The 11,688-nt window shown below is 64.8% G+C and carries 11 protein-coding genes; 5 read left to right on the top strand and 6 right to left on the bottom strand.

Annotation, left to right across the window (positions count from 1 at the left end; genetic code table 11):
- Positions 1-266: 266 nt before the first annotated feature.
- The 3 genes from SB764_RS07095 to SB764_RS07085 all read right to left on the bottom strand — a co-directional run bounded on the left by SB764_RS07095 (position 267) and on the right by SB764_RS07085 (position 3,092).
- Entirely contained in the window at positions 267-464 is a 198-nt protein-coding gene (locus SB764_RS07095; protein WP_176079679.1) for a glycine zipper 2TM domain-containing protein, read from the bottom strand.
- Positions 465-543: 79 nt separating this feature from the next.
- Positions 544-1,485, bottom strand: a complete 942-nt coding sequence (locus tag SB764_RS07090; protein WP_074981200.1) for an AEC family transporter — start codon at positions 1,483-1,485, stop codon at positions 544-546.
- Between the two features lie 116 nt (positions 1,486-1,601).
- Positions 1,602-3,092, bottom strand: coding sequence for a DHA2 family efflux MFS transporter permease subunit (locus tag SB764_RS07085; protein ID WP_065057715.1), 1,491 nt, complete (start codon positions 3,090-3,092; stop codon positions 1,602-1,604).
- A 341-nt stretch (positions 3,093-3,433) separates the two neighbouring features.
- On the opposite strand from SB764_RS07085, the gene SB764_RS07080 reads away from it, so the two are divergent.
- Entirely contained in the window at positions 3,434-3,886 is a 453-nt protein-coding gene (locus tag SB764_RS07080) for a MarR family winged helix-turn-helix transcriptional regulator (protein WP_074981386.1), read from the top strand.
- A 25-nt stretch (positions 3,887-3,911) separates the two neighbouring features.
- Here SB764_RS07080 and speB read toward each other — a convergent pair whose 3' ends face one another.
- From speB to SB764_RS07065, 3 genes are all read right to left on the bottom strand, one after another.
- Positions 3,912-4,874: an agmatinase gene (gene speB / locus SB764_RS07075; RefSeq protein ID WP_343664031.1), complete on the bottom strand. Its 963-nt coding sequence runs from the start codon at positions 4,872-4,874 to the stop codon at positions 3,912-3,914.
- Between the two features lie 76 nt (positions 4,875-4,950).
- Positions 4,951-6,441, bottom strand: coding sequence for an aldehyde dehydrogenase (locus SB764_RS07070; protein ID WP_410863056.1), 1,491 nt, complete (start codon positions 6,439-6,441; stop codon positions 4,951-4,953).
- An 85-nt stretch (positions 6,442-6,526) separates the two neighbouring features.
- Positions 6,527-7,096: a cupin domain-containing protein gene (locus SB764_RS07065; RefSeq protein WP_065066067.1), complete on the bottom strand. Its 570-nt coding sequence runs from the start codon at positions 7,094-7,096 to the stop codon at positions 6,527-6,529.
- A gap of 409 nt (positions 7,097-7,505) precedes the next feature.
- On the opposite strand from SB764_RS07065, the gene SB764_RS07060 reads away from it, so the two are divergent.
- The 4 genes from SB764_RS07060 to SB764_RS07045 all read left to right on the top strand — a co-directional run bounded on the left by SB764_RS07060 (position 7,506) and on the right by SB764_RS07045 (position 11,659).
- A complete protein-coding gene (locus tag SB764_RS07060) occupies positions 7,506-7,730 on the top strand; it encodes a hypothetical protein (protein WP_231957831.1) in 225 nt (74 codons plus the stop codon).
- 293 nt (positions 7,731-8,023) lie between these two features.
- Positions 8,024-8,830 carry a gamma-glutamyl-gamma-aminobutyrate hydrolase family protein gene (locus SB764_RS07055; protein WP_176079682.1) on the top strand — a complete coding sequence of 269 codons (807 nt, stop codon included), beginning with the start codon at positions 8,024-8,026 and terminating at the stop codon, positions 8,828-8,830.
- 32 nt (positions 8,831-8,862) lie between these two features.
- A complete protein-coding gene (locus tag SB764_RS07050; RefSeq protein ID WP_065066065.1) occupies positions 8,863-10,197 on the top strand; it encodes a glutamine synthetase family protein in 1,335 nt (444 codons plus the stop codon).
- A 19-nt stretch (positions 10,198-10,216) separates the two neighbouring features.
- Complete coding sequence (locus SB764_RS07045) at positions 10,217-11,659, top strand: aspartate aminotransferase family protein (RefSeq protein ID WP_410863054.1); 1,443 nt, start codon at positions 10,217-10,219, stop codon at positions 11,657-11,659.
- Positions 11,660-11,688: the final 29 nt, after the last annotated feature.

Here is an 11,688-nt window from a genome sequence, read left to right as displayed (position 1 = left end):
GCTGCGATGACAACCTGGCGAGACGCGTCGGCGCGACGCCTCGCCGCCTGTGCGAAACCGTCGGATTACGGCTTCGAACAGGTAGGAAGAATAGTCTGACGAAGAAGGAAAACAGAGCGATTCAGGTCAGGAATCGCGTGCATTACGCGACTTCCTGCCTTAAATCAATTCATCCCAATTTTGTCCGGCGTAGCGCGGAACGCCGCGAGCGACGGCGAACGCACGGCGCGTTCTAGCGTGCGTTCACGGTGCGCGGGGCCGCGTGACTACTTGCCGAGTTCGTGCCCGATCACGCCGCCCGCGACCGCACCGCCGACCGTGCCGACGGCACTGCCGTTCGTCGCCTTGTTGCCGACATAGCCGCCCGCGGCCGCGCCGCCGAGCGTGCAGGCGCTGCTGCCGAGCGCCACGAGAACGAGGAGCGCGAGCGCCGCGCCGCTGCGAGAAAGCCGCTTCATCGTCATCTCCTGATCGATGCTGACGGCTATCGGTCAGCAAACCGCGTGCCGCATTCGCAGGCTGAATCGCCCCGGAGCGCGACCGTCAGCCGTGATGCAGATGCAGCAGGATCAGCGTGAGCGTGACGAGCGAGCCGAGCGTCGAATGCAGGATCGTGCGCCCGGTCACGTGCGCCTCGCGCTTGTAATACTCCGCGAGCATGAACGGACCCGTGCCGGTCGGCAGCGCGGCGAGCAGCACGGCCGTCTCCACCAGTTGCGGCGAAAGGCCGAACACGCGGTCGGCGAGCAGCCACGTGAGCGCGGGCTGCGCCACCAGCTTCGAGAGCGTGAGCCACCACGACGACTCCTTCGGCGCGTCGCTTTTCGCGCGGCGCTCGGCAAGGAACAGGCCGAGGCTCACCAGCGCACACGGGCTCGCCGCGCCGCCGAGCAGCTTGAGGAAGGTTTCGGCGCTCGCGGGCATCGTCACGTGCAGGCCGGACATCAGCGCGCCCAGCGCGGGCGCGACCAGCAGCGGATTGCGCATGAGCGAGCGCACCACCTTGATCAGCAGACGGTGCGGACGGCGCTCGCTTTGCAGCCCCGTTTCGATCAGCACGATGGCGATGGCGAACAGCACGCACACCACGAGGATCGTCGCGATGGTGGTGGGCGTGAGGCTCGACGGCCCGAACGCGATCATGCAGAGCGGAAAGCCCACGTAACCGGTGTTCGGATAGGCGGCGGCGAGGCCGTCGATACTCGCGTCGGCGAGCGGGCGGCCGAGGAACAGGCGCACCGCGACCACGCCCACGAACACCGCGAGGCCCGCGATGCCGAACGCGGCCACGAACCCCGGCTGGAAGAGTTCATGCCAGGTGGCGTGCGCGAGGATGTCGAACAGCAGCGCGGGCAGCGCAAGCCAGACGACGAAGCGGTTCAGTTCGGAGGCGGCGGCGGGGCCGAGCACGCCGAAGCGGCGGCAGGCGAAGCCCGCGAAGATGAGGCCAAAGACGGGCAGCAGGATGGAAACAGCGGAGAGCATCGGAGTTCGCTAAATGGAGCGGCAAAAAGCATCGCGCGCGGACCGGGCCGCGCGCACGACGGGGTGAAACAGGAAAAGAAGCGGCGAGACGGGTTCAGTGCATCGGCAAATCCGTCTCAGTCCATGGCCGCGTGGTTCGCCTCGGCGGCGCCCGCGGCGTGCGAGGAAGGCCGGATGAACACCAGCAGCGGAATCACCAGCAGCGTGGCGACGAACATCATCTTGAAGTCGTTCAGATACGCAATCATGGTCGCCTGCTGCGTGATCGACTGGTTCAGCACCGCGAGATCGTAGCGCGATCCGGCTTCGAGCATCGGCTGCACCGCGGGGTTGAACGGCGTGATGTTGGCGGCGAGATCCGAATGCGCGACCTGCGTGCCGCGCGTGACGAAAGTCTGCACGATCGAGATGCCGATACTGCTGCCGATGTTGCGCATCAGGCTGTACGTGGCCGTGCCGTCGGCGCGCAGTTGCGGCGTGAGCGTGGAGAACGTGAGCGCCGACAGCGGCACGAACACGAAGCCGAGACCGAAGCCCTGCACCACGCCGGGCCAGACGATATCGGACGCGGACAGCACGATGGTGTACTGCATCATCTGCCAGAGCGCATACGCCGACACCACGAAGCCGAACAGCAGCATCGCGCGCGCGTCGACGTGCTTGAGCATGCGCCCCGCGATCAGCATGGCGATCATCGTGCCCGCGCCGCTCGGTGCGGTGACGAGGCCGGTGGTGGCGACCGGATAGCCCATCAGGTTCTGCAGCATCGGCGGCAGCAGCGCGCGCGTGGCGTAGAGCACCGCGCCGATCACGAAAATGAAGAACGTGCCGGTGGCGAAATTGCGGTCCTTGAGCAACTGGTAGCGGAAGAACGTCGTCGGCCCGGACGACGCCGTATGCACGATGAAGAACGCGAACGCCAGCACCGCGAGCAGCGCCTCGATGCGGATCTCCAGCGAGCCGAACCAGTCGAGTTGCTCGCCGCGGTCGAGCATCGCCTGCAATGCGCCGATGGCGAGCGCGAGCGTGGCGAAGCCGAACAGATCGAAGCGCGACTCGCGCAGCGGCTCGCGCGCGGGCAGGAAGGTCGAGACGCCGAACAGCGCGAACGCGCCGATCGGCACGTTGATGAAGAACACCCAGCGCCAGTTGTAGCTGTCCGTGAGCCAGCCGCCGAGCGTGGGCCCGAGCACCGGCCCGACCATCACGCCCATGCCCCAGACGGCCATGGCCTGGCCCTGGCGCTCGCGCGGATTGATGTCGAGAAGAATCGACTGCGAAAGCGGCACGAGCGACGCGCCGAAAATGCCCTGCAACAGGCGCGAAAGCACGATTTCGCCGAGCGTTTCCGAGAACCCGCACAGCGCCGACGCCAGCGTGAAGCCCGCGATCGCCACGCCCAGCAGCTTCTTCACGCCGTACCGGTCGGCGAGCCAGCCCGTGAGCGGCGTGGCGATGGCCGCCGCCACGATGTACGACGTGAGCACCCACGTGATCTCGTCCTGCGAGGCCGAGAGCGTGCCCTGCATATGCGGCAGCGCGACGTTGGCGATCGTGCTGTCGAGCGTCTGCATCAGCGTCGCCAGCATGATCGAGAGCGTGATCATGCCGCGATTCAATGGCGCTTCCGTATGGGGCGCGTCCTTGCGCGGCGCGTCGTCGTGCGGCGGCGCCGGACGCGACGCGGCGGCGGCGCCGTCCTGCGTAACAGCGGTCATCGTGAGCCGTTCGGGTGCGTGGGTGAGCGGGTAAGTAAGCGGTCGGGTCAGGTCGAACAGAAATAATAAGCCTGCTTATTATACGAATCCGAAACGCCGGCGCAATCGGGAACAATAGTGACGGGCGCGGATAAAGAGGGTCGATGCACGTCGTGGGCGGCGTGGGTGCGCCTCGCCCGCGCCGGCCGCCGCGCGCGGGGCTGCCCACGGCGCGCCCGTATAATCGCGCCATGACTACCGACACTACCGACCTCGAAAAACGCTTTGGCTTCTTGATCGTCGATGTGGGCCGGCTGTACGGCAAACGTTACGACGAGCTGGCGAAGTCGTCGCTCGATCTCACGCGCGCGCAGTGCCGCATGATCGCGTACCTCGCGCACTATGGCGCGATGAATCAGGCGAGTCTGGCGGAGCAGCTGGAAGTGGCGCCCATTTCGGCGGGCCGATTGCTGGAACGCATGGAAGAAGCGGGCTGGGTCGTGCGCACGCCCAATCCCGACGATCGCCGCGAATTGCTCGCGAGCCTCACGCCCAAAGCGGAAGGCGTGCTGTCCGCCGCGCGCCGCGTGGGCGACGAAGTGCAGGACGAAGCCCTGGCGGGCTTCACACCCGAAGAAGCGGAGCAGTTCAGCAACATGCTCCAGCGCGTGCGGGGCAATCTGAGCGCATTGGTCGAGCGCTAGACGCCCCGGTCGACTCTCACCACCCTCAGCGCCCGGCGACCTTGCGCTGCCGCCACAGGCACAGCAGATCGCACGCGAGATGCGCAGCGGCGAGCGCCGTGATCTCGCTCTGATCGTAGGCGGGCGCGACCTCCACCACATCCGCGCCCACGAGATTCAGCGCCTCCAGGCCGCGCACAATCGCCAGCGCCTGCGCCGACGACAGCCCGCCCGCCACCGGCGTGCCCGTGCCCGGCGCGAACGCCGGATCGAGACAATCGATATCGAAGGTCAGATACGCGGGCCGCTCGCCCACGATCTCCAGAATGCGTTCGCGCGCCGCGCGCGGACCGTGCTCGTGCACCCACGCGGCGTCGAGCACGTTGATGCCGAGAAAGTCGTCGTTCCACGTGCGAATGCCCACTTGCACCGAAGTCTGCGGATCGATCAGCCCTTCTTTCACGGCCTTGTAGAACATCGTGCCGTGATTGAGGCTGTCGGGCGCGTCGTCGGGCCAGGTGTCGCAATGCGCGTCGAAGTGAATCAGCGACAGCGGCTTGCCGTACTTTTCCGCATGCGCGATCAGCAGCGGATACGTGATGAAGTGATCGCCGCCGAACGTGAGCATCTTCGCGTTCGAGCGCAGGATCGAGCGCGCATGCTCGACGATGGCGGGTTTGATGGTCAGCGGATTGTGCGCGTCGAACCAGCAGTCGCCGTAATCGGTCACGGCCAGCGTCTCGAACGGATCGAAACCCCACGGATACGGATGCAGTTCCGCCAGTTGCACGCTCGCCGCGCGCACCGCCGCCGGACCGAGCCGCGCGCCCGAGCGGAACGTCGTGGCCAGATCGAGCGGCACGCCGCTGATCGCCACGTCCACGCCGTCGAGATCGCGCGTGTATTTGCGGCGCATGAACGACAGCACGCCCGCATAGGTGTTTTCGATCGAAGAACCGTGCAGCGAGTCGCGGCGAATGGCGCCGTCACCGTGGAGCGTGGCCGTCATGCAATGCCCTTGTCGTGGAGCCGAGAATGAAGAACGCGGCGGCGCGCGCCGCCGCGCTCACGCTAGACACAGACGCTTAACGCAGCCGCACGAGCGTGGACTTCAGCTCGGTGTACTTCTCCAGCGCATGCAGCGACTTGTCGCGTCCGTTGCCCGACTCCTTGAAGCCGCCGAACGGGAAGTTCATGTCGCCGCCTTCGTCATAGCAGTTCACCCACACCGTACCCGCGCGCAGGCGTCGTGCGATCTCGTGCGCGTTCGTGAGATTCGCAGTCCACACGGCGGCCGCGAGGCCGTAGTCGCTGTCGTTGGCGATACGCACGGCTTCGTCGATCGTACTGAACGTAATCACCGACAACACCGGCCCGAAGATTTCCTCACGCGCGATACGCGCGTCGTGATGCGTGTCGAACACGGTCGGCTCCACATAGAAGCCGCCGCTCGCTTCGTTCACGCGCTCGCCGCCGTAGAGCAGCTTCGAGTCCTTGCGGCCCGCTTCGATATAGCTCAGCACGCGATCGAGCTGGATCTTGTCGACGATCGCGCCCATCGACACGTCCGGGTCGAGAGGATTGCCAGGCTTGTACGACTTCGCCGCTTCCACGAGCTTCACGAGGAACACATCCTTGATGTCGCGATGCACGAGCAGACGCGAACCCGCCGTACACATCTCGCCCATGTTGTAGAAGATCGCGCCCGCCGCCGCGTTGGCCGCGCGGTCGAGATCGGGGCAATCGGGCAGCACGATGTTCGGCGACTTGCCGCCCAGTTCGAGCCACACGCGCTTGAGATTCGACTGGCCCGCGTACTGCATGATCTGCTTGCCGACGTTGGTGGAACCGGTGAACGCAATGCAGTCCACGTCGCGATGCAGGCCGAGCAGCTTGCCCGGTTCGCCGCCGCCGGGCAGCACGTTGAACACGCCCGCCGGGATGCCCGCTTCGTGCGCGAGCTGCGCCACGCGAATGGCCGTGAGCGGCGATTTTTCCGAAGGCTTGAGCACCACGCTGTTGCCCGCCGCGAGCGCCGGGCCGAATTTCCACGACGCCATCAGGATCGGGAAATTCCACGGCACCACGGCCGCCACCACGCCGATCGGCTCGCGCGTGACGAGGCCGACGAGATGATGATCGGCGGGCACGACTTCGCCGCCCACCTTGTCGATGGCTTCGGCGAACCACTCCACGCAATAGGCGGCGCCCGGCACGTCCACCGTGGTGGTGTCGCCGATCGGCTTGCCCGCGTCGAGCGTTTCGAGCAGCGCGAGTTCGTCCTGGTGCTCGCGCATCAGCGCCGCCCAGCGCTGCAGCACGGCCTTGCGCGCGCGCGGATTGAGCCCGGCCCACACGCCTTCGTCGAAAGCGCGGCGCGCGGCCGCCACCGCCGCGTCGACATCGGCGGCGCCGCAGTCGGCCACGCTCGCGAGCACGCGGCCGTCGATCGGGCTCACGCAGTCGAAGCTGCGTCCCGAGTACGCGTCGCGATACGCGCCGTCGATAAATGCGCGGCCTTCGATCGACAGCGTCGCGGCCTTGTCCTGCCAGTAAGCGAGAGTTTTCTTTTCCATCAGGATGCCTCAATAAATGACGATTCGCCCGGCGTGCCACGCATCGTGTGACGCGTGCGGCAGCGGGCGCATCGGTTTCGCGCGATCAGAACGTGGGCGGCGAATTCGCCGACACCACTTCGCAGACGTCGGTCGCGCTGGGATTGCGAAATCGGTGCGGAAGGCGGCTTTCGAAGTAATAACTGTCGCCGGGGTCGAGCAGCCACGTCGTGCCGTCGACGGTCAGTTCGATCTGGCCGTTGACCACGACGCCGCCCTCGTGCCCGGCGTGAACCAGCATTTCAGGTCCGGTATCCGCGAGCGGTTGATACACCTCGCGCAGAATGCCCATGTTGCGGTCCTTCACGTTCGCGCCCGCCAGATAGAACTCGATGGACGCGTTGCCGAGATTGGGCATCTCGTCGCGCCGCGACACCACGCTCGCGCCCTCGTTCAGATCGAAGGTGAAGAACTCCGCGAGGCTCATCGGAATGCATTCGAGCAGTTTCTTGAGCGACCCGACTGAGGGACTGACACGACTTTGCTCGATAAGCGAAATCGCGCCGTTAGTCACGCCCGCACGCTTGGCGAGTTCGCGCTGCGACAAGCCATAGCGTTTGCGCACATAACGCAGGCGCGTGGCGACTTCGGTGGAAACGGATGCGGACTCGGTCACGGTCGAAAACCGGTTTGGGTCAGGGAACGCGCAGGGGACACAGCAGCGCGGCGCGATAAACGTGTTGAATATTCTAATCAGTTTGCTTTTTTTTGCGTCAGTACAAACCCCTGTAAGTAATTCGAAATATAACGACAGTGCGGCATATTTCGCACTCCGCTGTGTTTACGGGCGTCTTGGGGAAAGTGCTGACATAAAAAACGTAAAAAAATAATTGACGGCCTTTTTGGCTCGTATATGCTGAAACACAGGTCGATCGAACGATGATTCACGCATCACATCGCACCGCAACACGCGAACAATGCGCATTACATCGAACGGCACCTATGTTCCGGTTCACGAAGCGCATTTTGCATACCGCGCGGTGCGAACCAGACAACTGACCAACAAACCCCAGTCGAGTGTAATTGTGAGAGTCCGTGGCCCTCTGGTGAGATGGGATCGAAGTCATGCGAGGTGTCTTCGCAGTGACTGCGCCGCCATCGCCGACGGCTGTAGCGGCAGGCTTGCCTCTCGCCTGCTTCTCTCCGTCTTCACAATCCTTTCCCGCCGGTCCGTCCGGCGCCATAACGCCGTTTCCGCACGCGCCTTTATCGCCGTCCACACGGACGAGGTCGCGTCGCTGCTGCCCTAGCGCCTCTCCTTCCTGCGCCGTTCGTTTTTATCGCCGTGTTGTGCATGCGAGGACGTCTGTCGTCCATGCGCGGTGTGCTTGCGCACGTCTGAATACCGTCGCGCCGCATAACGGCAGAAAACGAACCGCCTACATGATCTCCACGCGCAGCGCGATGCGTTAGCGTCGCTCAATTCTGCGCGAACCCGTTTGCAGCCGTGCATGCCGTGCGGTTGCAAGGTCATGTCACGCCTGTTGCGCCTGTGCATTACGTTTGCAAACGCGCATCAGGAAGAAGAAGTGAACCATTAGTCATGCGAACCAAACCTTTGATTGGCGTTACCGCCGATCGCACGATGATGGGACCGCACGCGTCGCACGTGGCCGGCGAGAAGTACATCGCCGCTGCCGTGGATGGCGCCGGGGCGCTCGCGTTCGTGCTGCCCGCGCTCGGCGAGCGTCAGGCGGCGGCGGACATTCTGGATGCCGTGGACGGACTGCTCTTCACGGGCAGTTACTCGAACGTCGAGCCGCATCGCTACGGCGGCCCGGCGAGCGCCGCGGGCACGCTGCACGATCCAGCGCGCGACGCTACCACCTTGCCGCTGCTGCGCGCCGCCATCGAGGCGGGCGTGCCGGTGCTGGCGATATGCCGCGGCTTCCAGGAGATGAACGTGGTGTTCGGCGGCACGCTGCATCAGGAAGTGCATGCCGTCGACGGACTGCACGACCATCGCGAGAACAAGGCCGATCCGCTCGATACGCAATATGGTCCGGCGCACACGATCGCGCTCGTCGAAGGCGGGCTGCTGCGCGAGATCGCAGGCGGCGCGCACGAGGCCAGCGTGAATTCGCTGCACGGGCAAGGTATCGACACGCTCGGCCACGGACTCGTTGCTAACGCAACGGCCCCCGACGGTCTCATCGAAGCGATCAGTGTGGCGAACGCGCGCGCCTTCGCACTCGGCGTGCAATGGCACCCCGAGTGGCAGCACGCGCATAACGCCTTGTCCACCGCCATCTTCCGCGCCTTCGGCGAGGCTTGCCGCGCACGCATGCTGGCCCGAATACCGGGCGGCGCCGCGCATCAGCCCGCACGCGCCCACGCCGCGCACGTCTGAGCCCGGCCCTGAACAGAACAGAGAGAACGAACATGCACGACATCGACGAATTCCTGAAGAAACATCACATCACCGAAATCGAAGCGATCATCCCCGACATGGCGGGTATCGCGCGCGGCAAGATCATTCCGCGCAGCAAGTTCGAATCCGGCGAATCCATGCGCCTGCCGCAAGCCGTGATGATCCAGACCGTGACCGGCGACTATCCGGAAGACGGCACGCTCACCGGCGTCACCGACCCCGACATGGTCTGCGTGCCCGACGCCTCGACCATCCGCATCATTCCGTGGGCCGTCGATCCCACCGCGCAGGTCATTCACGATTGCGTGCATTTCGACGGCTCGCCCGTCGAAATCTCGCCGCGCCGCGTGCTGCGCCGCGTGCTCGAACTCTATGACGCGAAGGGCTGGAAGCCCATCATCGCGCCAGAACTGGAGTTCTATCTCGTCGACATGAACAAGGATCCGGACATGCCCCTCACGCCGCCGATCGGCCGCACGGGCCGTCCGGAAACGGGCCGCCAGGCGTATTCGATCGAAGCCGTGAACGAATTCGATCCGCTGTTCGAAGACATCTACGAGTACTGCGACGTGCAGGATCTCGAAGTCGATACGCTGATTCACGAAGTCGGTGCGGCGCAGATGGAAATCAACTTCATGCACGGCGAACCGCTAGGCCTCGCGGACCGCGTGTTCCTCTTCAAGCGCACCGTGCGCGAAGCCGCGCTGCGTCACCATATGTACGCCACCTTCATGGCGAAGCCGATGGAGAACGAGCCGGGTTCGGCCATGCACATCCATCAGAGCCTTGTGTCGGCGGAAAGCGGCCAGAACCTGTTCACGGGCGCGGACGGCAAGCCCACCGACATGTTCCATGCGTACATCGCGGGCCTGCAGAAGTACACGCCGGCGCTGATGCCGATCTTCGCGCCGTACATCAATTCGTATCGCCGGCTGTCGCGCTTCATGGCCGCGCCGATCAACGTGGCATGGGGCTACGACAACCGCACCGTGGGCTTCCGCGTGCCGTATTCGTCGCCGGCCGCGCGCCGCGTGGAGAATCGCATTCCGGGCGTCGATACGAATCCGTACCTCGCCATCGCCGCGACGCTCGCGGCCGGTTATCTGGGCATGACGCAGCACCTCAAGCCCACCGAGCCGCTCGTGAGCGACGGCTACTCGCTGCCCTACCAGTTGCCGCGCAATCTGGAAGAAGGCCTCACGCTGATGGGCGCGAGCGAGCCGCTGATGGGCATCCTCGGCGAGAAGTTCGTGCGCGCGTATCTCGCGCTCAAGGAAACCGAATACGAAGCGTATTTCCGCGTGATCAGTTCGTGGGAACGCAAGCACCTGCTGCTGCACGTGTAACGAGAAAGGAGACATTGCAATGAGCTATCGAATCGACGCCCCCGCCAGCGCGCTCCAGGAAGCGCCGACGACGCTGCGCGCACAAGCCGCGCAAGGCGCACGCACGACCGCTGAATATCGCGCGCTGGACGCCGCGCATCACATCCATCCGTTTTCGGACATGGGCTCGCTGAACAAGGCCGGCAGCCGCGTGATCGTGAAGGCCAAGGGCGTGTATCTGTGGGACTCGGACGGCAACCAGATCATCGACGGCATGGCCGGTCTGTGGTGCGTGAACGTAGGCTATGGCCGCAAGGAACTCGCGGACGCCGCCTACGAGCAGATGCTGCAACTGCCGTTCTACAACACGTTCTTCAAGACCACGCATCCGCCGGTGATCGAACTCTCGGCGCTGCTCGCCGAAGTCTCGCCGGAACCGTTCAACCACTTCTTCTATTGCAACAGCGGCTCGGAAGGCAACGACACCGTGCTGCGCATCGTGCATCAGTACTGGCTCACGCAGGGCAAGCCGTCGAAGAAGGTCGTGATCTCGCGCCGCAACGCGTATCACGGTTCGACCATCGCGGGCGGCACGCTCGGCGGCATGGGCTATATGCACGAGCAGATGCCTTCGAAGGTCGAAAACATCGTCCATATCGATCAACCGTATTTCTACGGCGAAGCCGAGGGCAACATGACGCCCGAGGAATTCGGCCTCGCGCGCGCCCAGCAGCTCGAAGCGAAGATTCTCGAAGTAGGCGCGGAGAACGTGGCCGCCTTCATCGGCGAGCCGTTCCAGGGCGCGGGCGGCGTGATCTTCCCGGCGTCGACCTACTGGCCGGAAATCCAGCGCATCTGCCGCAAGTACGACATTCTGCTGTGCGCCGACGAAGTGATCGGCGGTTTCGGCCGCACGGGCGAATGGTTCGCGCATCAGCACTTCGGTTTCGAGCCGGACCTCATCACGATGGCCAAGGGCCTCACGAGCGGTTATGTGCCGATGGGCGCGGTGGGCCTTCACGACCGCGTGGCCAAGGCGCTGATCGAGAACGGCGACTTCAATCACGGCCTCACGTACTCGGGTCATCCGGTGGCCGCCGCCGTGGCCGTCGCGAACCTGAAGCTGCTGCGCGACGAGAAGATCGTCGAGCGCGTGAAGACCGATACGGGTCCGTACCTCCAGCAGCAGTTGCGCGAGACCTTCGCGAATCATCCGATCGTCGGCGACATTTCGGGCGCGGGTCTGGTGGCCGGTCTGCAACTCGCCGAAGACCCGAAGACGCGCAAGCGCTTCGCGAACGGCGGCGACGTGGGCACGATCTGCCGCGACTTCTGCTTCAACGGCAACCTCATCATGCGCGCCACCGGCGACCGCATGCTGCTCTCGCCGCCGCTCGTCATCACGCGCGGCGAGATCGACGAAATCGTGTCGAAGGCGAAGAAGGCCGTCGACGCCACCGCGCAGCAACTGGGATTTTCGTAACGCAGTCACCACCGGGCCGGCGGCGCACA

This window comes from Paraburkholderia sp. SIMBA_027 (assembly GCF_046535315.1).
GTDB classification, from domain to species: Bacteria; Pseudomonadota; Gammaproteobacteria; order Burkholderiales; family Burkholderiaceae; genus Paraburkholderia; species Paraburkholderia tropica.
Note: the sequence above shows the minus strand (reverse complement) of the source record. Positions and strands in the feature narration are given on the sequence as shown.

Bases quoted from the DNA above. Each gene is read 5' to 3' on its own strand.
- SB764_RS07095 (WP_176079679.1), bottom strand. From the start codon at position 464: ATGACGATGAAGCGGCTTTCTCGCAGCGGCGCGGCGCTCGCGCTCCTC.
- SB764_RS07090 (WP_074981200.1), bottom strand. From the start codon at position 1,485: ATGCTCTCCGCTGTTTCCATCCTGCTGCCCGTCTTTGGCCTCATCTTC.
- SB764_RS07085 (WP_065057715.1), bottom strand. From the start codon at position 3,092: ATGATCACGCTCTCGATCATGCTGGCGACGCTGATGCAGACGCTCGAC.
- SB764_RS07080 (WP_074981386.1), top strand. From the start codon at position 3,434: ATGACTACCGACACTACCGACCTCGAAAAACGCTTTGGCTTCTTGATC.
- speB (WP_343664031.1), bottom strand. From the start codon at position 4,874: ATGACGGCCACGCTCCACGGTGACGGCGCCATTCGCCGCGACTCGCTG.
- SB764_RS07070 (WP_410863056.1), bottom strand. From the start codon at position 6,441: ATGGAAAAGAAAACTCTCGCTTACTGGCAGGACAAGGCCGCGACGCTG.
- SB764_RS07055 (WP_176079682.1), top strand. From the start codon at position 8,024: ATGCGAACCAAACCTTTGATTGGCGTTACCGCCGATCGCACGATGATG.
- SB764_RS07050 (WP_065066065.1), top strand. From the start codon at position 8,863: ATGCACGACATCGACGAATTCCTGAAGAAACATCACATCACCGAAATC.
- SB764_RS07045 (WP_410863054.1), top strand. From the start codon at position 10,217: ATGAGCTATCGAATCGACGCCCCCGCCAGCGCGCTCCAGGAAGCGCCG.